At 32.7% G+C, this 21978-nt stretch carries 19 protein-coding genes, 9 tRNA genes and 2 pseudogenes; 17 read left to right on the top strand and 13 right to left on the bottom strand.

The features are described from left to right. The first annotated feature begins 117 nt into the window (after positions 1 to 117). The 7 genes from CHLWT_RS06880 (at position 118) to dsbI (ending at position 3978) form a co-directional block, all read left to right on the top strand. Complete coding sequence (locus CHLWT_RS06880) at positions 118 to 432, top strand: DUF2325 domain-containing protein (RefSeq protein ID WP_063997868.1); 315 nt, start codon at positions 118 to 120, stop codon at positions 430 to 432. After that, positions 429 to 1151 carry a hypothetical protein gene (locus tag CHLWT_RS06875; protein WP_059433543.1) on the top strand — a complete coding sequence of 241 codons (723 nt, stop codon included), beginning with the start codon at positions 429 to 431 and terminating at the stop codon, positions 1149 to 1151. The genes CHLWT_RS06880 and CHLWT_RS06875 overlap by 4 nt, the downstream gene beginning before the upstream one ends. Then, positions 1148 to 1636 carry a flavodoxin FldA gene (gene fldA, locus CHLWT_RS06870; protein WP_111999874.1) on the top strand — a complete coding sequence of 163 codons (489 nt, stop codon included), beginning with the start codon at positions 1148 to 1150 and terminating at the stop codon, positions 1634 to 1636. The genes CHLWT_RS06875 and fldA overlap by 4 nt, the downstream gene beginning before the upstream one ends. 150 nt (positions 1637 to 1786) lie before the next feature. Further along, the gene (locus CHLWT_RS06865; RefSeq protein ID WP_111970698.1) at positions 1787 to 2494 is read left to right on the top strand and encodes a YebC/PmpR family DNA-binding transcriptional regulator; all 708 of its coding nucleotides are present in this window, start codon (positions 1787 to 1789) and stop codon (positions 2492 to 2494) included. Between the two features lie 25 nt (positions 2495 to 2519). Continuing rightward, entirely contained in the window at positions 2520 to 3011 is a 492-nt protein-coding gene (locus tag CHLWT_RS06860; protein WP_063997872.1) for a peptidylprolyl isomerase, read from the top strand. A gap of 125 nt (positions 3012 to 3136) precedes the next feature. Continuing rightward, entirely contained in the window at positions 3137 to 3268 is a 132-nt protein-coding gene (locus tag CHLWT_RS09600) for a hypothetical protein (RefSeq protein ID WP_258521925.1), read from the top strand. A 62-nt stretch (positions 3269 to 3330) separates the two neighbouring features. After that, positions 3331 to 3978 carry a protein-disulfide oxidoreductase DsbI gene (dsbI, locus tag CHLWT_RS06855; protein ID WP_063997873.1) on the top strand — a complete coding sequence of 216 codons (648 nt, stop codon included), beginning with the start codon at positions 3331 to 3333 and terminating at the stop codon, positions 3976 to 3978. A 238-nt stretch (positions 3979 to 4216) separates the two neighbouring features. Here the strand turns inward: dsbI and CHLWT_RS06850 are convergent, their stop codons facing one another. Beyond that, the gene (locus CHLWT_RS06850) at positions 4217 to 5218 is read right to left on the bottom strand and encodes a Cj0814-related protein (RefSeq protein WP_111999873.1); all 1002 of its coding nucleotides are present in this window, start codon (positions 5216 to 5218) and stop codon (positions 4217 to 4219) included. Between the two features lie 399 nt (positions 5219 to 5617). Between CHLWT_RS06850 and CHLWT_RS06845 the strand changes: the two genes are divergently transcribed. From CHLWT_RS06845 to CHLWT_RS06820, 6 genes and pseudogenes are all read left to right on the top strand, one after another. Continuing rightward, complete coding sequence (locus tag CHLWT_RS06845; RefSeq protein ID WP_111999872.1) at positions 5618 to 6172, top strand: GNAT family N-acetyltransferase; 555 nt, start codon at positions 5618 to 5620, stop codon at positions 6170 to 6172. Continuing rightward, complete coding sequence (locus CHLWT_RS06840) at positions 6169 to 6372, top strand: hypothetical protein (protein ID WP_063997876.1); 204 nt, start codon at positions 6169 to 6171, stop codon at positions 6370 to 6372. The genes CHLWT_RS06845 and CHLWT_RS06840 overlap by 4 nt, the downstream gene beginning before the upstream one ends. A 9-nt stretch (positions 6373 to 6381) precedes the next feature. Beyond that, the gene (locus CHLWT_RS06835; protein WP_309300079.1) at positions 6382 to 8547 is read left to right on the top strand and encodes a heavy metal translocating P-type ATPase; all 2166 of its coding nucleotides are present in this window, start codon (positions 6382 to 6384) and stop codon (positions 8545 to 8547) included. A 77-nt stretch (positions 8548 to 8624) separates the two neighbouring features. Next, complete coding sequence (locus CHLWT_RS06830; RefSeq protein ID WP_111999871.1) at positions 8625 to 9176, top strand: hypothetical protein; 552 nt, start codon at positions 8625 to 8627, stop codon at positions 9174 to 9176. Continuing rightward, positions 9169 to 9993 carry a prolipoprotein diacylglyceryl transferase gene (gene lgt, locus CHLWT_RS06825; protein WP_111999870.1) on the top strand — a complete coding sequence of 275 codons (825 nt, stop codon included), beginning with the start codon at positions 9169 to 9171 and terminating at the stop codon, positions 9991 to 9993. Before CHLWT_RS06830 ends, lgt begins: the two co-directional genes overlap by 8 nt. A 490-nt stretch (positions 9994 to 10483) precedes the next feature. Beyond that, a pseudogene (locus CHLWT_RS06820) lies at positions 10484 to 10818 on the top strand (hypothetical protein); the annotation flags it as partial. Between the two features lie 15 nt (positions 10819 to 10833). Here the strand turns inward: CHLWT_RS06820 and CHLWT_RS09475 are convergent. The 10 genes and pseudogenes from CHLWT_RS09475 to CHLWT_RS06775 all read right to left on the bottom strand — a co-directional run bounded on the left by CHLWT_RS09475 (position 10834) and on the right by CHLWT_RS06775 (position 12264). Next, positions 10834 to 11394, bottom strand: a pseudogene (locus CHLWT_RS09475) (IS1595 family transposase). A gap of 79 nt (positions 11395 to 11473) precedes the next feature. Then, a tRNA-Glu gene (locus CHLWT_RS06815) sits at positions 11474 to 11548 on the bottom strand. A 14-nt stretch (positions 11549 to 11562) separates the two neighbouring features. After that, positions 11563 to 11638, bottom strand: a tRNA-Lys gene (locus tag CHLWT_RS06810). 23 nt (positions 11639 to 11661) lie between these two features. Beyond that, positions 11662 to 11738, bottom strand: a tRNA-Asp gene (locus CHLWT_RS06805). A 9-nt stretch (positions 11739 to 11747) separates the two neighbouring features. After that, positions 11748 to 11823, bottom strand: a tRNA-Val gene (locus CHLWT_RS06800). Between the two features lie 13 nt (positions 11824 to 11836). Further along, positions 11837 to 11913, bottom strand: a tRNA-Glu gene (locus tag CHLWT_RS06795). Positions 11914 to 11939: 26 nt separating this feature from the next. Beyond that, positions 11940 to 12015: transfer RNA gene (locus tag CHLWT_RS06790), tRNA-Lys, on the bottom strand. 8 nt (positions 12016 to 12023) lie between these two features. Further along, a tRNA-Asp gene (locus CHLWT_RS06785) sits at positions 12024 to 12100 on the bottom strand. Between the two features lie 9 nt (positions 12101 to 12109). Continuing rightward, positions 12110 to 12185 (bottom strand) — tRNA-Val (locus CHLWT_RS06780). 3 nt (positions 12186 to 12188) lie between these two features. Next, positions 12189 to 12264, bottom strand: a tRNA-Lys gene (locus CHLWT_RS06775). 282 nt (positions 12265 to 12546) lie between these two features. Between CHLWT_RS06775 and CHLWT_RS06770 the strand changes: the two genes are divergently transcribed. The 3 genes from CHLWT_RS06770 (at position 12547) to CHLWT_RS06760 (ending at position 17181) form a co-directional block, all read left to right on the top strand. Continuing rightward, on the top strand, positions 12547 to 13674 hold the full coding sequence (locus tag CHLWT_RS06770) for a GGDEF domain-containing protein (RefSeq protein WP_111999869.1): 1128 nt from the start codon (positions 12547 to 12549) through the stop codon (positions 13672 to 13674). 15 nt (positions 13675 to 13689) lie between these two features. After that, the gene (locus CHLWT_RS06765; RefSeq protein ID WP_111999868.1) at positions 13690 to 14943 is read left to right on the top strand and encodes an arsenic transporter; all 1254 of its coding nucleotides are present in this window, start codon (positions 13690 to 13692) and stop codon (positions 14941 to 14943) included. Between the two features lie 96 nt (positions 14944 to 15039). Then, a complete protein-coding gene (locus CHLWT_RS06760; RefSeq protein ID WP_111999867.1) occupies positions 15040 to 17181 on the top strand; it encodes a hypothetical protein in 2142 nt (713 codons plus the stop codon). Between the two features lie 181 nt (positions 17182 to 17362). Here CHLWT_RS06760 and CHLWT_RS06755 read toward each other — a convergent pair whose 3' ends face one another. Then, positions 17363 to 18454: a CinA family protein gene (locus CHLWT_RS06755; protein WP_111985423.1), complete on the bottom strand. Its 1092-nt coding sequence runs from the start codon at positions 18452 to 18454 to the stop codon at positions 17363 to 17365. Between the two features lie 9 nt (positions 18455 to 18463). Then, complete coding sequence (locus tag CHLWT_RS06750) at positions 18464 to 19081, bottom strand: hypothetical protein (RefSeq protein WP_111999866.1); 618 nt, start codon at positions 19079 to 19081, stop codon at positions 18464 to 18466. A 113-nt stretch (positions 19082 to 19194) separates the two neighbouring features. On the opposite strand from CHLWT_RS06750, the gene ileS reads away from it, so the two are divergent. Further along, the gene (gene ileS / locus CHLWT_RS06745; protein WP_111970686.1) at positions 19195 to 21945 is read left to right on the top strand and encodes an isoleucine--tRNA ligase; all 2751 of its coding nucleotides are present in this window, start codon (positions 19195 to 19197) and stop codon (positions 21943 to 21945) included. Positions 21946 to 21978: the final 33 nt, after the last annotated feature.

The following is a 21978-nucleotide window of genomic DNA, read 5'->3' as shown; positions in this document are numbered from 1 at the left end:
TCAAATTTTTAAAATTTGGATTATATTTAATTTTGATAAGTATATTCAAAATAAGTTTAAATTTAGTATTGCTATATTATAATAATCGATATCAAAAAAACTATCGAAGGATTAATAATGTCAGTGCTAGTCATAGGTGCAGATGAAATAACCCCGATCAAAGCAGTTTTAAAAGATTTAGGTGCAGACAACATAGAACATTGGGATGCTAGAAATGAAAATAGGGTAAATAGAAAACCTATACCGCAAGATACTAAGTGTGTTGTTATGCTAACTAGTTTTTTAAATCACAATACGATGAAAAAAATCAAATGTGAAGCTAAAAAACGCAATATTCCGATCGTTTGTGCAAAAAGAAGTGTAAGTTGTGTTTTTTGTGAATACTGCAAAGTTTTTGGACTAGATAAAGAGTTTGGGTGTGCGGATAAATGAGCTTTGGATTTGATAAAACGAGCGATATATTTCCAAATTTTTATAGCAAACTTTGTTTGGAAGATAGGCTAAAAATATTTCTATCTCTTTACAATTGTTTTGTTAGCGATGAGCTCAAAATTCCTAATAAATATGTAAAATACTCAAAATCCATAAGTGATATTTTTACAAAAAGAATAGATGATCTGTTGTATAAAAATAAATTTAGCGTTAAAAAATGTATTAGTTTTTGTTTTACATCAAACGCTATAATAAACGGGTATCTAAATGGTAAAAAACTTCCGGTTTTTGCAAATGAGCCAAAAATGAAAGTAGCCAAACTCATAAAAAGCGTCTATAAAAATGGTGATTTTTATCTAAATTTAGATGCTCAAATTTTGTTTTTTAACTATGTATTTGACAAGATAAAAAGAAGACATCCAGATAAACAAATCGATATAAAAGACAATCTACTGATCTTAAAATCAGATGGCAAGGGCATTCTTGGAGTGCTTCCTATCTTTAAAGAGATAGACTTTGAGCAAGAAGTTGAACTCACAAAAGAGATCGATATGGCAAAAAGTATAGAATCTATGGGCCTAGATCTATATATGGTTTTTCCTAGACATTCTAAATTTACAAAACATATAGAAGTAAAAGGATGTTTTAGGAGTGGCGCTAGACTTAAACTAGTCCCTTATAGTGTTTGTGATAAAATTTATAATAAAGGAAAAAAATGACAGGTATAATTTTTGGTAGTAGTATGGGGAATACTGAAGAAGCAGCAAATTTGATAGCTTCTAATTTAGGTATTGATAACGTATTAAATGTAGCTGACACTGATGCTAAAACTATAAATAGTTTTGACAAACTTATCATCGGTAGCTCTACTTGGGGAAGTGGAGATTTGCAAGATGATTGGGATGTTTTTGACTTTGATAGTTTAGATGTGAGCGGTAAAACTGTGGCTTTATTTGGTTTGGGAGATAGCTCAAGCTACAGTGATACATACTGTGATGCTATGGGGATCATCTATGATAAGCTAACCCAAAAAGGAGCAAATATCATAGGTCAAGTTTCTGCTGATGGATATAGTTTTGATGAGAGTAGATCGCTAAAGGATGGTAAATTCGTAGGACTTGCGCTTGATGCTGACAATGAGAGCGACCAGACTGAAGAACGCATCAAAAAATGGACTGAGTCTATAAAATCTCAAATTTTATAATAAATTCGCCTTTTTAGGCGAATCACTCTATTAAATTTACTATTTGTGCTTTTTTGGAGTGCGACGATACTGACTATTTTATTCAAGATATTTTAAATTTAAATTTTATCTGATATAATTGCAAACTTAAAAAATAGATTAAGGATCACAATGGGACGAGCATTTGAATATAGACGTGCTTCAAAAGAGGCTCGTTGGGATAAAATGAGTAAGCTTTTTCCAAAATTAGGAAAAGCTATAACAGTGGCTGCTAAAGAAGGCGGAATAAATCCTGAAATGAATCCAAAACTTCGCACCGCAATAGCAACGGCAAAAGCTCAAAATATGCCAAAAGATAACATAGATGCAGCTATAAAAAGAGCAAATGGAAAAGATAGTAGTGATATAAAAACTATATTTTATGATGGAAAAGCAGCACACGGAGTTCAGATTATAGTAGAAACCGCGACCGATAATCCAACTCGCACCGTAGCAAACGTCAAAGCGATATTTAGCAAAAACGGCGGAGAGATGCTACCTAGTGGAAGTTTAAATTTTATGTTTTCTAGAAAAGCAGTCTTTGAAGTAGTAAAACCAAGTGGCGATATAGAGGAGTTGGAGCTTGAGCTTATCGATGCTGGACTTACTGATATAGAAGAAGATGGTGAAACTATAACCATATATGGAGATTATACTAGTTTTGGTACTCTTAGCGAAGGTATAGAGAAAATGGGGCTTGAAGTAAAAAAAGGTAGCTTACAATTTATCCCAAACTCAACTGTAAATTTAGATGAATCTGCTTTGGGTGAGCTTGAGCGACTACTAGATAAACTTGAAGACGATGATGATGTTCAAGCCGTTTATACAAATATAGAATAAGCTAAATTTAAAAAAGGAACATAAAATGAGAGAAGAACTAAAAGTTTATGAGATAAACAAAGACGAGCTTGCAAAGCTAAAATACGCCGTGATAAAAACAGATAAGGGCGATATGATTGCAGAGCTTTTTGCAGACGAAGCGCCTCAAGCCGTAACAAATTTCGCTACTTTGGCAAAAAGCGGATTTTATGATGGACTAAATTTCCATAGAGTTATACCAAATTTCGTTATCCAAGGCGGTTGCCCATTAGGTAATGGTACTGGAGGGCCAGGCTGGAGAATAAAATGTGAATGCGTAAATCAAAAACATAGACATCTAAGAGGAAGTCTATCTATGGCGCATGCCGGACGTGACACCGGTGGAAGTCAGTTTTTCGTATGTCATAGTGCTCAGCCTCATTTAGATGGCGTTCATACTGTTTTTGGTATTCTTATAGATGAAGATAGTAAAAAAGTCTTAGACTCTATAAGACAAAATGACAAGATACAAACAATTGAAATAAAAGAAAAGCTATAATTAATATATCGTTTTGTTGCGATTTTATAAACTCAAAAATAAATTTAAATAAGCTTATAAAATCATAATCTCAATTAAGGAGAAAAAGTTATATTCAAGACGAAATTTCTTAAAAGGCTTATAAATTGAAGTCATCTAGGAAAAATTTGCTTATGCTTTGTGGTAGATTTTTTAATGTAACAGAGTGGATGAACTCAAGAATTTCTAGCGTAAATTCTTATTTCACCACATTATCAAGCTTAGATAATCGCTATTGATAATCCATAGATATAGATGCTGTGGCTAAAATACCTACATACATAAAAATAAGGTCGTTAAAATGAAGTTTTTCAAGGACTTAAAAAGTGATCCGATAGGCAAAATAGCCTCTTTACAAGATGAAAGAGCTATCTGGATAATTATGGTCGTGGCTATGGGCGGGTTAGTTGTAGTCGCTCATAGTTTGTTTCAAAACTATATTTATATGGCGCCTTGCGAACAGTGTGTTTATATAAGGTTTTCTATGCTTGTTATGGCTCTTGGCGGCGTTATTGCTGCTATAAATCCTAAAAATATTATTCTAAAAATTATCGGATATATTTTTGGATTTTATGGAGCTATTATAGGAATGATGTATTCTTTAAAACTAAATTCTATACATAACGCAGTTCATAGCGAAGACCCTTTTGGGGTACAAGGTTGCTCATTTGAGCCTAGTTTTCCTTTTGGACTTCGGCTTGATATATGGGTGCCTGATTTGTTTAAGCCAACTGGGGATTGTGGATATGATAATCCTATGGTTCCTTATGGTGTCAGTCTTTCATGGCTTAGGCAATGGTTTGTAGATTTTTATAGTGAGGGTTGGTATCTTATCCCTTCGCTTAAGTTTATAAATATGGCGCAAGCTTGCTTTATAGCTTACGCAGTTGCTTTTGTGCTACTTTGTGCTATGCTTGTTTGCCAGATAGTAAAGTCAAAAAAGGCATAACTCATTTTTATCTTATGCTTTCCTATAAATAGCAGGTTTTTAATGATACGATTTAGTAAAACAATCAAAGGCTTTTTTGCTAATATATCAGCAACTAAGTATAGGTCATATCATTAAAAAAGCTTTAAATTTTTAATATTTATGTTAGCAAAGTCATTTGGCGGATTTAGCAAATCTCTTATCATACAAAACTCTATTTGCTATCATAGACGGGGCATATGAGAGCAGTTAAGTCTTTTTATACCTTTAAATTTAATTTTGCTAGTTGTTTTAATATCTCAAGCTCTGTTTTGCCATTATCAAATTCGCTTTTAATCATCTCGTAAAGCTTTTTTAGTCTCTCTATGGCTTCATCTTTATAAGTTTTGTTATCTGATGAAAAGCCTTGTATGGGAGTAAATTTTTTCTCATCATCTTTGTCTTTTTGGACATCGTTTAAATTTACTTTATCTTCTTTATTTTGATATGTTCCGGCCTTTAACTCTTTGAAAATATTCACTGCGTTTTTAGCATCTTCATCATTTATATCTAAGCCATATCGTATATTTATGACATGCTTTGCCCACTGGGCTTTGAAGTCTTCTACGCTAAGGTCTGAGTCTAGTAAGGATATGGTGTATGGCAAATCTCCATCAAGCTCATAAATTTGCCAAGGGCTTATTATGGAGTTGGCATTTTGCGAGGCTAACTCTTCTACTGTGTATGGCGTGGTTCTAAGTATGCGGTTTTTTGAGTTTGGGCTATATTGCAGTGCTTCTATCTGCTCTATTGCTATGCCGCCACTTTCATCTATAAAATCCACCAAATCCTTAATCTCTTCTTTGCTAAAATTTGGATCAAGCCCGGTTATCTTGCCCCAAATGCTTACTTTATCAGCGTCATAGCGAGTAAAGCCACTTAGTGGTCTATTCTCATTTAGCCCAGTGAGTTTTACTCGCTCTTGATAGCTCAGCATAGATAAATCGCCATTGATGATATCAAATTTTTGTGCATATCCATATGTGCCATCGCTATTTTTTTGATAACCAAATGCTTTAATAAGCTTCTCTTCTTGAGCTTCATCTAAATTTAATTTTAAATCTAATTTCACATCTTTTGAGCTTACCTTATATGGTTTTATGCCATCTTGGCTATTATCTAAATTTGCATTATTACCAACAACATTTTTTATCTTATCCATATGGCTGTTGTAATCATATAGGTTACTGCTTATGGTAGCTAAATTTCCTATCTTATCCATAAATTCTCCTTAAAGATTTACACTTTAATATCTATATGTTTATCTATATTTTGGTATAGAAATATATTAAAAGCGTCCTTTTTATCTATATTATCACCTATTAATAGCCTTTCTGCTGAAGTTTTGCTATTATAGTAAAGTATATTAAAAATATAATTTATAATATAACTAATATCTACATTTTACTTTAAATAAAGAATTTATATTTAGTAAATTTACTAAACTTCAAATTTAGTCTCTATTTTGCTTTGTTATGATTAAATTTAATTTATTTTTGATGCAATAAATATGAGACAATTTATACTTTAATTATGCAAAATACTTTTAGCTATTGCTTCTTAATTTTTATTTATTATGAGTTTAATCAAAATAATTATAATACTAAAAAAGGAGCTTTGAATGATATGTGAAGCAGATAAAAACGATGCTAAAGAGGTCATAGAACTTTTAAATTTAGCTATGGAAGATATCGCTTTTAGTTTGAGTGGTACGTCAAATTTAGAACAAAGCAACCAAATTTTACAAGAGTTTTTTACAGGCGAAGATAATCGCTTAAGCTACAAAAATATCTTAGTTTTTAAAGATGCTCAAAAAGTAGTAGGTGCTATTTGCTCTTATAATGGCTTAGATTCTAAAAGGCTAGATATTCCTTTTATAAAAAGACTTAAAGACCTAGGCGAAGAGCCAAACATCAAACAAGAATGCATCAAAAACGAACTTTACATAGATAGCTTAGCAGTTGGTATTGACTATAGAGGACAAAAGATCGCTACAAAGCTTATAAGCGCTGTTTTTGAGAGAGCAAAAAAGCTAGGTCTTAGCAGAGTATCTCTTATAGTAGATATTAAAAAACCAAAAGTAAAGAGATATTATGAAAGTTTGGGTTTTTGTGGTAGTAATGAGCTTGAGATCTTAGGACACAAATATACATATATGACAAAGGATTTGATATGAAAAAATTTGAAGTAGAAAATGTAAATTGCGAACGTTGCGCAAATACCATAAAAAGTTCGCTAGAAGATGATTTTGGATATATAGACGTAGATATGAGCGTAAAACCTAGAGTGCTTAGCTGTGATCTACTTGATAAAGATGTAGAAAAATTTAAAAACGAATTAAATAGCTTAGGATTTAGCGTTATAAGAGAGCTTTAGGAGACTATCTTGGCGACTATTAAAATACAAATAACAGGAATGACCTGCGTTAATTGTGCAAACGCTATAGAAAAAAATGTCTTAAAAATACAAGGGGTGACTAGTTCAAAAGTTAGTTTTGCTGATTGCTGTGGCGTTTTTGAAGTACAAAATGATGAAGATATAAACAAGATAAAAGATAAAATAAAAAAGCTCGGTTTTGGCGTGGTAAATAACTATGACGAGCTAGAAGCTGCTCAAAACAAAAATGCTATAAATTTAAAAAACAGACTTATCATCTCTGCTATTTTAAGTGTCATCATAATGGTTTTTGAGATGAATTCTTACGAGACTTTATATAAATCATTAGCGCTTTTTATCTTAACTAGTATCGTTATATTTTACTGCGGATTTGACTTTTTCAAGCATGCTATGAAGTCTATAAAAAATTTAAATTATGATATGAATGTTTTGATCACACTTGGTGTAAGCGCTGCTTATATCTACTCTATTTTTGCGTTTTGCTTTTCAAATTTAATGCCTGAAGCGATGAAATATCTGTATTTTAGTAGCTGTTCTATGATAATCACGTTCGTACTTTTAGGTAAATTTTTAGAAGAAAGATCAAAAAAAAGTGCAAGAAACTATATAAAAGCACTTATGGATCTAAGCCCAAAATCTGCTTTGGTACTTCAAAAAGACGGCACTACTGCTCCTATTTTAGTTAATGATTTAAAATTAGGCGATATCGTAGTTGTAAAAAGTGGCTACACACTGCCTTGTGATGGAGTTATTGTAAATGGTGGAGCTGAGATAGATGCGTCTATGCTAAGTGGTGAAAGTATGCCGGTGTTTAAAAGCGTAGGTGATACCGTAAATGCCGGCACCTTAAATACAAATGGCTACATAAATATCAAAGTTACGAAGCTTAGCGGGGATTCGCTAATCTCTGTTATTTTAGATCTTCTTTTAGAAGCAAGCAGTAAAAAAATGCCTATAGCAAGGTTAGCCGATAAAGTAGCAAATATTTTCGTGCCTTTAGTAGTGTTCATAGCTCTTGGAACTTTTGCCTTGTGGAGTTTATGCGGTGAGCCTTTTAATGGTATTTTGGCTGCAGTTAGTGTTTTGATTATCTCTTGCCCTTGTGCTTTAGGTCTTGCTACGCCTATAGCTATCGTAGTTGGAATTTCTCAAAGTGCAAAAAATGGTATCATTATCAAAAATCCGCAAATTTTAGAGATCTTAGGAGATGCAAAATACGCTGTTTTTGACAAAACTGGCACTCTTACTAAAGGTCAAATTTCAGTCGTAAGCTCGAATTTAGATGATGAAAGTCTAAAAATAGTCGCAAACGCCGCAAATTTAAGCGAACATCTAGTATCAAAGGCTATTAGCGAATTTGCCAAAGAGTATATAGATAAAAATATTACTTACGCTTATGAAAATATCCCTGGAATGGGCATCAGCGCAGAACATTCAGAGATTCTTATAGGCAATGAAAAGCTATTAAATTCGTTTAATGTATTTTTAGATAGCGAACAAAAAGAGAGCATTCAAAAAGTTTTAGATAGCGGACTTGGAGTTGTGCTTGTCGCTCTTGGCTTTAAATACAGAGGTTTTATCGCTATAAGTGATACTTTAAAAGATGATGCTTTACAAGCAATCAGTGCGGTTAAGAGTTTTGGTGTAACGCCTATCATGCTTACAGGAGACAATGAAAAGATCGCGAAGATAGTCGCAAAAGAGCTGGGTATTGATGAGGTTATAGCAGGCGTTTTACCGAGCAAAAAATTTGAAGTTATAGAGAATTTAAAAAAAGAAGGCATTGTCATCTTTATAGGTGATGGTATAAATGACGCTCTTGCTTTAAAATCAGCCGATATAGGCATAGCAATGAGTAGTGGTAGCGATATAGCAAAAGACGTAGGCGACATAGTTCTTATCAAAAATGATCTTTTAAGTGTTGCTTATAGTATTTATTTGGCAAAACGCAATATGAAAACTATCAAACAAAATTTAGTTTGGGCGTTTGTATATAACATTGTCTGCATACCGGTTGCTGCTGGAGTTTTATATCCTGTTTTTGGACTTCTTTTAAATCCGATGTATGCGGCTTTAGCGATGAGTATAAGCTCATTTAGCGTCGTTTTAAACTCTTTAAGACTAAAATTTGTTAAAAATGTTTTTGAGCATTGAAGCTAAAGATGGTTTGAGTATGCAATTTAAGCTGTATTGTGTATAATTTTAGTTTTAAAATTTAAAAAAGGTTGTTTATGAAAGTTGCACAAGCGTATTCTATAATGGCTCTTATTTTTGCAAACAATTTTAGAGTTGCGATCAGTGATGAAAATTTAAAAAAATTAAATATCAACTGGCTTATAAAAACTGAAAATGAAGAAAATAAAAAAGGTCATACGTTTTTAGCTAACGCCCTGCAAACTTGCGATAGTATTAGCATAGCAAATGACCTTGACGGCTTTAAAGGCGCTTGCGATCTTAAATTTTTTAAGCACATTAATGAAGAAAAGATCGAAAGCTTTTATAGATCTATAAACTTTAACAAGCCTTTTAGCGACCTAAAAGCTTCACATATCTCAAATATGCTAGCTCTGCTCTGTGTGATATTTAAAAGTGACGTAAATGATAAAACACACGCTCTTTTAGGACTTTACTTGAGCGAGTATCTACTTCCTAGTCTTATGCTTTTTGGTAAATTTATAAGATACAATGCTAAAACCGACTACTACAGAGCTCTTGGGGAGTTTTTGATAGACTACTGCAAAATCATAAAAAAATCTCTTGGACTAAAGGTTGCACTTGAGTGATTTAAATTCTTGGAATCTAATCTATAGCAAAATAGATCCAGTAGCTTTTAAGCTTTTTGGTCTTAGTGTGCATTGGTATGGTATAATGTATGTTTTGGCTCTTGTTGTCGCTCTTTTAATGGCGAAGTATTTTGCTAAAAAAGATAGTCTTGGTATCTCAAACTCACTTCTTGATAATTACTTTTTTTGGGTGGAGATCGGCGTGATCTTGGGTGCAAGACTTGGCTATATACTTATATATGATCCAAATACTAGCTATTATCTTCTTCATCCTTGGCAAATTTTTAACCCTTTTGTAAATGGTGAGTTTGTCGGGATTCGTGGTATGAGTTATCACGGAGCTGTTGTAGGATTTATACTTGCTACTTTAATGTTTTGTAAAAGATATAAGCAAAATTTATGGATGCTTTTAGACCTTGTGGCGCTATCTGTTCCTCTTGGCTACTTTTTTGGACGTATCGGAAACTTTTTAAATCAAGAGTTGTTTGGTAGGGTTACTAATGAGCCTTGGGCTATTATGGTAGCAGGCACTCTTCGTCATCCTAGTCAGCTTTATGAAGCTGTTTTGGAAGGATTGGTGCTTTTTGTTATACTATTCATCTATAGAAAATATAAGAAATTTGATGGCGAACTGATAGCTATGTATGCTATGCTCTATACTTTAGCTAGATTTTTATGTGAGTTTTTTAGAGAGCCAGATTTTGGTATAGGATTTGTAGCTTTTGGTATGAGTATGGGGCAAATTCTATCGATTTGTATGTTTGCTTTTGGCTTTATAGTTTATATAAATTTAAATAAAAAGAGACTAAAAAAATAGCCAAAACTTATCAATATCTTAATAAAATTTTAAAAAATTACTTTATAATATAAAATAATCATAAAGCAAATTTAGTAATAAAGATAGCCAAGATAGCCTAATTTGCTTTAAAGAAGTTTGTAGCAATGCTATGTAAAAAATAAAAGCTTTACAAATATTTCGTGAAATTTTATATTTTTAACTTCAGTTTATACAAGCTTTGATAAAATACCAAACTTAGCTCTAAGATTTGCAGTTGTGGATTTAGGTCTTAAAACAGGGTGTTTGATTGTCCTAATTGTAATTCAAAGATAGATAGTGTATAATGGAGTTGTGGCTCTTAGTGGAGAATTGAAAAGTAGGCTAGATTTGTTGATATTAGAAATCTCAGCATTTATGCGTGTGAGTATATCATCATAAAAAAGTGTTATTCTAAAGATATCAAAATATAAATTTTATTTAAGTGAAATATAAAAAAATTCGTAATGAAATTTAATGGATATAAAAGTTTATTTATAAAAGAGATGAAAAAACCTTTTTTTAAATTGGAAAGTTATGTAAATTTTGGTGGTTTTGTAAAGAGATTAAACAATTTTTATAATGACTTAGAAAAATTTACTCAACTCAATAAAAATAATATAAAAAATCTTAAAAAAGAAATTGTTGAGCTAAAAAGCATTACAGCGGATAACATTCCAAAATACAAAAGAAAGGATTATTTAGAGGCATTAAGAGAAGATAATCGCATTATATAGAAAAAATGAGTAATCAAAAAACTACAAAAGCGATTTTGCGCCAAAATCTGCAAAGATTTTAGAAGATTTAAATAAACAATGTCTCAAATAAATCAAATTTGATTTTTTATTTACTATTTTTTGTATTATATCTAAATTCACTTTCTTTGAGATAAAGATAGAAAATTTCTTTTTAATCTTTAGTTAATCTATGCTTTCCCAAAAACTCTAAATTTTATTTATGTGATTTTTGCAAACTCATTCTTGCGGTATTAGCATATAATGGGATTTTGCATCATAATCCACAAGCGCCTTTTAAGTATCAAAGTAAATTGTAGAGCGAAAGCTCAGAGCATTCCCAGCAATATCTCACGCGCAGAACAAGTTTAACAATTTATACATAAACTTCCAAACACGGGCGTTTTACCACTTGCACCACGAAATCTTTTGCTACAGCTTTAAAATAGCTCTCATCTATTTCTGCGCTAAATTTGCTTATTTTTTCACACTCATTTGCTATTAAAATATAAATTTATTTGAAAATTTTAAATAAGCTTTGCCTTGAAATTTAGCTAAATTTAGAGATTTTATTTATCTCTAAATCTTTGCAAAAATAGTTCAAAATTTCTCTAAATTTGGTTTGTGAAATTTTTGAATTTTTTATGTATTTATTTTTCATCTTTGTCATAGCAACCAAAAGCTTATTTTATTATGCTTTTTATTTGATTGACACTTGAATAAATAAAAAAGAAATATAGGATATTAAGTGGTGACCCCTACGAGACTCGAACTCGTGTTACCAACGTGAGAGGCTGGTGTCCTAACCGCTAGACGAAGGGGCCTAAAAAACAAAATATGGTGCCCCGTGTAGGGCTCGAACCTACGACCCCATCATTAAGAGTGACATGCTCTACCAACTGAGCTAACGAGGCGTTTATCTATCAAAAATAAAAAATGGCGCGGCGGACGGGGCTCGAACCCGCGACCTCCGGCGTGACAGGCCGATATTCTAACCAGCTGAACTACCGCCGCACCTAAAAATGGTGGTCGCTATAAGACTCGAACTTATGACATCCACCTTGTAAGGGTGGCGCTCTACCAACTGAGCTAAGCGACCAAGAGCTTATAAATGGCGACCCTTGTAAGATTTGAACTCACGTTTTCACACAGAGAATGTGACGTCCTGGGCCAACTAGACGAAAGGGTCAAAACCCTAATTGATAAATAAAAAAGTGGTGTCCCGCGTTGGATTCGAACCAACGGCCCCCTCCTTAAAAGGGAGATGCTCTACCGACTGAGCTAGCGAGACAACGTAAATGGCGCGGCGGACGGGGCTCGAACCCGCGACCTCCGGCGTGACAGGCCGATATTCTAACCAGCTGAACTACCGCCGCACCTAAAAATGGTGGTCGCTATAAGACTCGAACTTATGACATCCACCTTGTAAGGGTGGCGCTCTACCAACTGAGCTAAGCGACCAAGTGGTGTCCCGCGTTGGATTCGAACCAACGGCCCCCTCCTTAAAAGGGAGATGCTCTACCGACTGAGCTAGCGAGACAGGGTGAATTTTTAAAAATGAAGTTGAATTATACAAAAATTAATTATCTTTGTCAAGTAGAATTCAACTTTGCATTAAATTATCCATATCATTAATAGTGGAAAAAATTAGTATAAAAACTAGAATAAAAATAAATAAAATATTCATTTGTATTTATGAGTGAAATATACTATTCTATTTCCTATCGTTTGGGTATATTTAAGTTTATTTTATGAGATATTTTAATAAAATGCCGCGTATTTATGTAGTATTTTGATTTTGTATAATTTTTAGGGGGTGGGGATGAAATATACTAAATCTATACTTTTTACTTGGAACAAAGACTTTGAAACAAACATACCTTTAGTCGATGAAGAGCATGCGCATTTAGTAGAACTCATAAATGAACTTGGCTCAAAAATTTCCAATCAAGAAGCTTTAAAAATAGATGATATATCATTAATATTTAATGAGCTTTTTGATTATGCAAAGTATCATTTTGGTGATGAAGAAAGCATAATGGTCAAAAGCAAATTATATCCAAATTTCATCAGAGAACACGCGTACAATCATAAGATGTTTTTGCAAGAAGTTGAAGCACTATATGATGAGTTTTTAGATAGCAAAGATTATGAAAAAAACCTAAAAGAAATTGTTGATTTTCTTATAAATTGGCTTGCTTTTCATATACTGGGTCAAGATAAGAAAATGGCAAGACAGATAGGGCTTATAGATCAAGGATATACCGCAAAAGAAGCCTTTGATATGGCTGATCAAATTCACGAATCAAACGAAATCAAGCCTCTTGTTAAGGCTTTAAATAATATGTTAAATACATTATCTAGAAGAAATAAAGAGCTTTTGTCTCTTAAGAAAAATTTGGAACAAAAAGTAGAAGAAAGAACTACCGAGCTTATGGAGGCAAATAGACATCTTGAGTATTTATCTACTACAGATCAACTAACTGAGCTAAAAAATAGACGTTATGCTATGGATGTTCTAGATATGCTTTGGTATTCTACTTGTAAAATTACGGATTCTATCGCTATTTTGATGATAGATCTGGATCACTTTAAAGAAGTAAATGATAATTATGGTCACGATTGTGGCGATATCGTCTTAAAAACTGTCGCTGTAACGCTAAAAGATTCTGTAAGAAACGATGATATAGTTTGTAGGCTTGGCGGAGATGAGTTTTTGATAATATGCCCACACACGTCTTTACAAGGCGCTATAAAAGTAGCAAATAATATCTTAAAAAAGATAAGAGAACTTAAAGTCTCTGTTGGCGATGGATATTGGAATGGTAGTGCAAGTATCGGAGTAGCCTCAAGTGATCTTAAAACAAAAAGTGTAGAAGATCTAATAAAAAATGCAGATAATCAAGTCTATAAAGCAAAAGAAGCTGGTAAGAACTGCATTAAATTTTAATCATCGGAGTTTGGTATGCTAATAGCTGGTTTTATATTTATCATCACTCTTTTGCTTATTATCTTTAGACCATTTGGATTAAAGATAGGAACTAGTGCTGTAATGGGAGCTTTGGTAAGTCTCTTTTTAGGCGTGGTTAGTTTTGATGATACTTTAGTAGTTTTAAGCGTAGTTTGGGACGCGACGCTAACTCTTGTAGGCATTATCATTATGTCTATGATCCTAGATGAGATAGGATTTTTCGAGTGGTGCGCACTTCATTTATCTAAGCTTTCAAAACAAAATGGCCATTTGATGTTCGTGTATGTTCTTTTGTTTGGCTCTGTAGTTTCAGCTCTATTTGCAAATGATGGCGCCGTATTGATACTCACGCCTATACTTTTAGCCAAGATGAAAATACTTCAGCTAAAAGTCAAGACTATGATAGCTTTTCTACTAGCTGGTGGCTTTATAAGCGATAGCGCGTCTTTGCCTTTTGTGTTTTCAAATTTGACAAACATAATAACCGCAAATTATTTTAAGATAGGATTTAGTCAGTACTTTGCAAATATGGCTCTTGCTTATGTTGTAAGCACTGCGGCTTCTATAGCTGTTTTATGGATAGTTCTTAGAAAAGATATCCCGCCAAAGATAAATACAAATTTGCTAAAAGATCCTAATAGCGCTATCAAAGACATAAGTATTTTTAAGTTTTCATGGTTTTTTATAGCAATTCTGCTTTGTGGATACTTTGTAGGAGACATATACGGACTTCCGGTGAGTTTATTTGCTTTGGGTGGTGGCGTTTTACTTCTTATCGTAAGCTCACGTACCAAAGTCATCAAAGCTAGCAAGATCATCAAAAACGCTCCTTGGCAGATAGTTTGGTTTAGCATAGGACTTTATATCGTTGTTTATGGTTTGAAAAACGGCGGAATGAGTGAGTATATATCAAATTTGATATCAAAAGCTGCATTACAGGGCGAGTTTTACGCTGTTATGACGACTGGGTTTTTAAGTGCTACTATGTCTGCAATTATGAATAATCTACCTACAAATATGATAATGAATATATCGCTTTATGGCACTAATGAAACTCTAGCTTACGCAAATATTATAGGTTCAAATTTAGGTCCAAAAATGACACCTTTTGGTAGTTTGGCAACTCTTTTATGGTTGCATGTTTTAGAGAAAAAAGGTGTAAAAATAGGATTTTGGGAGTATAGTAAATTTGGTATTTTAGTTACTTTGCCAGTGCTCTTTGTAACTCTTTTGGCTCTGATTTTTTAGTTTGGCATTTTTTAATAAAATAAGCAAATTTTACCCTATTTATAGCAATTTAAGATAAATTAGCATACAATTATTTACTACTTAAAAAGGCTTATAATGAAAAAAATATTTATATTTGTGACCTGCGTTTTGTTTGGCATAGAGCTTTATGGTGGCGAGAATGAATTTCTAATAGTAAATGATCAATTTAATAAAGACGGTGATAGCAAAAATTTATATACTCAAATCGTTAAAAGACCTTTTAGCGTCAAACTTATAACAAATTTTAATAGAAATTCATTTGCAAAAGATATAAAATCTATAAGTGTCACATTGCATTCTAAAACAAGCGGTGATGCATTAACTGATGCTATAGAAAAGATAGATTTAAGTAAAGATGATATAAAAAATCTAAATGATAAAAAAGATGATAGCTTGAAGATTATAAATCTTGATAATAAATTTAGCGTAGATAATTCTAAGAAAAAGTCGATAGATTACTCAAATTTGTATTTTATAGTAAGAATTTATTTTTTTGAAGATAATCCATCTAACAGTATAATGCAATTTAAATCATTAGATACATTTGCTGCTAGACCAGCCCAGTTTAGAAAAATAAATAGTTTTAATAAAAAAGATAATCTAATAGGCGGGAAGAAGTATTATCCGCAAACAGATGATAAAAATGATTTCGTGCTTGTAGAGGCTTTAGATAATGAAGACAGAGTGATAGATGATTATAATATTATTTTAGAAAATCAACGTTTAGAATTTGATAGAAGCGCAAATAGAACAAAAAATGAAGATGAGTTTTGCACTTACTACTACGATGAAAATGGAATAAAAACCCTGCAAAAGATAGAGCCAAAAAGTTTAGAAAACGTGTGGATTAAATTTAGTGAAGGTATTGGCACTATATACACAAAATGCGAAGATGACTTAGGAAATGAAAAGGAATTCAGTCAAGATAATATAAACAATAAATCTTGTTATTTTGTATATCCAGACATAGGACATACAAAAATAAGCATAACAGACAATAAAACAACTATTATTGACGAAGAGCAAGATGATTGCATATCTGGTAGTTCTTCATCAGATACTATCGGAAAAATAGGTTGCAATGTCCAGTTAGAAGAGGGATTTCATACATTTATACCAAATAGCATAAAATTAGTAAAAAAAGAGATAACAAATTTTTATGATTCTATTAGCTATTTTTCATCAAATGGAAATAACTTTGCTTTAGATAAAGATAAATTTGAAAATTTGATGAGTGCTAGTTTAAATCTTGGTTTTGAGGCACGTTTGGCTGATGAGAGTGTGCCAAAACTATACTCGGCTAATTGTTATGCAAATAGTATTGAATTTAGTTTAAAAGATGATCAAAATAAAGATGATCAAAATATTAAATTTTATGGCGTAAAAGAAAAAACTGATGGCGCTGCTTTAAGGATAGATGATAAATTTGTGGTAGATGAAAGCGAATTTAATGGCGGAAAGTCTAACACAAAAGTCAAATTTTCACTAGATAAGAGTTCAAGCCCACAAAATTTAGTTTTAGTTAAAAATGATAAGATTCGTGCCGAAAATTTAACTGAGGGCCATTTAAAAGATAATAAATTTGAAGCGATAGAAAATGGTGTAAATATAATACAAAATGATAAATTTGATGAGAGTTATGCAAAATTTTTCTATGGATCATTGATTGTGCCTGATGTTTTTTTAGATAATTTACAAAACAACAAGCAGATTGTTACTGCGTATTATAGTGTATTTTGCGATGATAAGTGTATAAGCAATATGGTAGAATCTGAAGAAAACAGAGAAATTTATAGACAAACCATAGAGCAAGTCATAGGAAAAACTAGTAGTGATAAGAAAAAAGTACCTAAAAATAAAGGATTTTATATAACTGAGTTTATGGGTAAAGATACCATAAACACAGACTATACGCCTAAAGATACACAAGTGAAATTATTAGATTTCAACAAAGGAGTAGAGCAAGTCGAGTTCTCATATAGTCCAAGCAAATTTGTTGCAAAAGCTATAGAATTTACCCCTTATGTTATTAAAGATGGCGTAAAAACAGATACTATCGCTACTTGGCTAATGGAAGATGAAAAAGAAGTTGGTATATTTAATGTAGAATTTAGCACTAAGTCACAATGGCATGGTGCTGGAGCTGAGGGAAAAGTTATGGGCATAAAAGATGCTGATGAGTCAAAAGCTAGAAGACAACAACGTATAGATTGGTAAATGCTATGAGTATAAATTTGCACTAGATTTAAAATGCGATTTAATACCCTTTAAAAGCATTATTAAATTTACTTAATAAAATAGCCTTTAATGCTTGTTAAGCATAGCTATGGCTCAAATCAAAATCTCTAAATTCAAAAAAATTTATAAATTTAAAAAATCCAAATTTATAAATTTGGATTTACTCAAGCAAGCTTGGATAACTCCTTAAAAGTAGAGCGTAAGCGTGCAAGGCGCTTTGCTCTCTGATGTAGTCTCTATCGCCATTTAAGCTTAGTCTTTGAGTATAAATTTCTCCGTTTTTGTTCGTCACTGCGATATATACGGTTCCTACTGGCTTTTGCTCACTTCCGCCATCAGGTCCTGCTATACCGCTGATAGCTATAGCAAAATCGCAGCTACAAAGCTTTATGGCTCCTAAGACCATCTGTCTTACGCATTCATCACTTACTGCACCAAAGTTTTGCAAAACTTCATCGCTTACATCTATCCAGCTATGTTTTATGCTATTTGCGTATGTTACTACTGAGCCATCAAACACAGAGCTTACTCCGCTCACAGATCCAAGTTTAGCAGCGCAAAGTCCAGAGGTGCAAGACTCTGCAAATGTTATTTTTAAGTTCTTTTGTATGAGTTTTTTTGCTACAAATACAACTATATCTTTTTCGTTTATCATTTTACCGGTAAATAAATTTGAAACACTTTCTAAAAATCCGTCTATCTGTCCGTATCTGTTTGCACTTACTTTAGCATAAGTAAGACCGGGTAAAAGCTCGGTAAGACTGATATTTACGTTGTAAGTGGTAGATAATGGCTCTAAGAGTATCTTCGCACTTTCTTTATCGACACCTAGTATATGAAAAAACTTCGAGTCTTGTTTGGTGTTTTGTAAAAAACTAGGAAGCTCTTTTGTAGGTGTAGCTTTTATGAGATTTATAGAAGCTGTGTTTAAAGTGAGCAAAAAGCTATTTTTGGCGTAATTTATAGCACGTGATGGGATGAGAGTATCTTCTTTTAGCTCTATAGTATCTATGCTAAGAGTTGCTAGGATTTTGCTTAATGTATAAAAGTTGCTGTCATTTGCTATGATTGTTATGCATTCGTAATTTTTAGAAATATTTTCTATGTAAAATGGGAGCTCTTTATCGCCACCGCCAGCGTATGATATCATACCTAGCTCACCAACATAGTTTTCATATTTGCGAAAAACGTAGTCTAAAAACGGCTTATTTATCTGCAATTCTTCCCCGACTATTAAGATGATATGTTTCATATTTTGCTCCTAGTATTTTATTGTAAAGTTCATATAAGTGTTTTGCGACTCATTATTTGGCTTTGAATATATTATATTTAAATTTAAATTTTTATTCAAAGACCAGTCTATATACGGACTGATTTCTTGCTCATCATTTTTTGATTTTATTATTGTACCAAATTTTGTATTATATAAAATTTCTCTACTTATATCCAAATTTGGATACAGCACAGCTTCTTGTTCTTTGAGATTATAATTTGCATTTAGCTGAGTTTTTATAATAAAATCCACTATGGAGGTTTGATATTGCAAACTTAGATCGTTATTTGAGATATAGTCTTTTTTGTTTTCGTTTTTATCTAGTTTGCTATCTAAATTTAGCTTGATGCCACTTAGATATCTGTTTTCAAAACTTAGCGAGTTTATGCTTAAAATATCTATATTATTTAAATTTGCACCGCTTTTATCAATGTTTAAATTTGGACTTAGAAAGCTAACATTTTCTGATTGTATCCACTGATTTTCTATGTATGTATCTGTTTTAAATGGATTTATACTTATGGCATCTCCGTTTTGTTTTATAAGATCGTCAAATGAGAAGATATTTGATATAAAAAATATCATTAAGAGACAAATTTTTATCATTTTTTCTCCTTATTGTTTTATGAAATTATTGTATCATAAGCCGATAAATAAATCTTTTTTTTATCAAATTTTGGATAAAATCCGTAAATTTAAAAAAATTCGAGGTTAAGATTATGGATTACAAAGATACGTTGCTACTACCTACTACGGATTTTGCTATGCGTGGAAATTTAGGCGAACAAGAACCAAAACGCTATGCGAAATGGGATGAAGAAAAAGTTTATGAAAAGATGAAAGCCAAAAGGCAAAAAGCAAGCACTAGTTTTAATATTCACGATGGCCCACCATACGCAAACGGTCATCTTCACATAGGTCATGCACTAAATAAAATCTTAAAAGATATAATCACAAAAACCCATTATTTTTTCGGTGATAGTGTTAGATATACTCCTGGTTGGGATTGTCATGGCTTACCGATCGAGCAACAAGTCGAAGTCAAGCTTGGCGACAAAAAAAAGACTATGAGCAAATCGCAAATTAGGCAAGAATGTCGCGCTTGGGCTAGTGAATTTGTAAAAATCCAAAAAGAAGAGTTTAAATCTTTGGGTGTCCTTGGTGACTGGGACGAACCGTATCTTACCATGAAATATAAATTTGAAGCAAATATATATAGAACGCTTTGTGAAGTGGCTAAAAAAGGACTTCTTATAGAGAGAAGTAAGCCTGTATTTTGGAGCTGGGCAGCAAGAAGTGCTTTAGCTGAGGCTGAAGTAGAGTATGAAGACAAAGAAGATTATAGCTTGTATGTTGCTTTTGATCTAAGCAAAGAAGCGTGTGATAAGCTTGGCGTGGGTAGCGCAAAAGCCGTCATATGGACGACCACCCCTTGGACTTTAGTAGCAAATCAAGCCATTAGTTTAAATCCAAATGAAAAATACGCAGTAACAAAAGAAGGTTATATCATAGCTCTTCCTTTAAAAGAAACTTTGATAAATCAAGGCATAATAAAAGGTGAGATTATAAAAGAATTTGCTTCAAGTGAGCTTGAGGGACTAAATGCGATAAATCCTTTGAACGGAAGGTATTCTAAATTTATACTTGGAGAGCATGTTTTGATGGATGGCGGTACGGGGCTTGTACATACTGCTCCTGGGCATGGCGAAGATGATTATTTTGCAAGTTTAAAATATAATATCGAAGTTATAATGCCTGTTGATGAAGCAGGACTTTATGATGAGACTTTAAGAGCTAAAAAGCTACTACCAGAAGAGCTTTTGGGTGAGTTTATAGGACTTCATATATTTAAAGCAAATGAACGACTTTTAGATATCTTAGGCGATGCGGTCGTGAAAGTAAGTAAATTTGTGCATAGTTATCCATTTTGCTGGAGAACGCATAAACCTGTAATTTATAGAGCTACTAAGCAGTGGTTTATCGCTATGGATGAGCCAAAATTAGATGGTAAAACACTAAGGCAAACAGCACTTGAAGCTTTAAATCAAGTTAAATTTTATCCAGAAGCAGGCATCAAAAGAATCGGCTCTATGATAGAAAATCGCCCTGATTGGTGTATTTCTCGCCAAAGAGACTGGGGCGTACCTATAGCGTTTTTTAGAGATAAAACCACAAAAGAAGTGGTATTTGATCCAGAAATTTTGGATAATATCGCTAGTATATTTGACGAAAAAGGCGCTGATGCGTGGTGGGATCTAAGCATAGAAGAGCTTCTTCCAAAAGGTTCAAATTTAAATCCTGCAAATTTAGAAAAAGTTAGTGATATACTAGATGTTTGGTTTGATAGCGGATCTACGTGGAATGCGGTTTTAAATAGTGGAGATTATGATAGTGGTGGATATCAAGCAGATATGTATCTTGAAGGAAGTGATCAACATAGAGGTTGGTTCCAAAGCTCACTTTTACTAAGCTGTGCATTAAATCAAAAAGCACCTTATAAAAGCATACTAACTCATGGTTTTACGGTTGATGGAAACGGAAATAAAATGAGTAAAAGCAAAGGCAATGTCATAGCTCCAGCAGACGTAGCCAAAAAATACGGCATAGAGATCTTAAGACTTTGGGTTGGGCTTAGTGATTATTCAAGCGATCTTAAAATAAGCGATGAAATTTTAAAACAAGTTAGTGAGCAATATAGAAAGATAAGAAATACGATAAGATTTTTACTAGCAAACGTCGGCGATTTAGATGATATATATACAAATTTTGGAATGCTTGATAAGTGGATACTAAATAGGGCTAGTAAGACTTTCAAAGAAGTATCGGTTTGCTTTAGAAATTACGAGTTCTCAAAAGGATTTAATATCTTGCTTAATTTCTTAAGCACAGATCTTAGCGGGATATATCTTGATATTTGTAAAGACAGACTTTACTGCGATGATAAAGACTCAGCTCGTCGCCGTTCGGCTCAATCTGCTATGGCTATCATCGCAAAAAGAGTCTTTGCACTCATAGCTCCTACGCTAACTTACAGCGTTGATGAGGCCATAGAATTTGCTCCGCAAATCATAAAAAAAGATTTTGGCGATGTTTTTGACATAGTTTATGATGATTTGGATTATGAATTTGATATAGATGATAGCTTGTTATTAGCTAGTAGGGAAAAATTTAATGAGATAGTAGATAAACTCAAAAAAGAAAAAATTATAAAATCTACACTTGAGGTTATGCTAGAAACTAGCTCAAATGAAATACTTGCAAACGATCTTGATGAAGTCATAGACTGGTATATGGTAAGCTTTGTTAAAAGTATAGAAGACGGTGAGACTTTGGCTACTTTCGAAGTAGGAAATGAGCAGTTTAAGGTAGTAAAAGCATCTCGCTTTAAATGCCCAAGATGCTGGAAGTATGACGCCAAAGAGGAAAACTGTTTATGCCCTAGATGTTCAAAGGTTTTAAAAAATGTTTAATACGCCAACTTCAAATGAGCTAATCATAGCTAC

Origin of the sequence: Campylobacter hyointestinalis subsp. lawsonii (assembly GCF_013372165.1) — a bacterium.
Taxonomy (GTDB): Bacteria; Campylobacterota; Campylobacteria; order Campylobacterales; family Campylobacteraceae; genus Campylobacter; species Campylobacter lawsonii.
The sequence above is the reverse complement of the archived record's forward strand: the minus strand, read 5'-3'. Positions and strand labels throughout refer to the sequence as shown.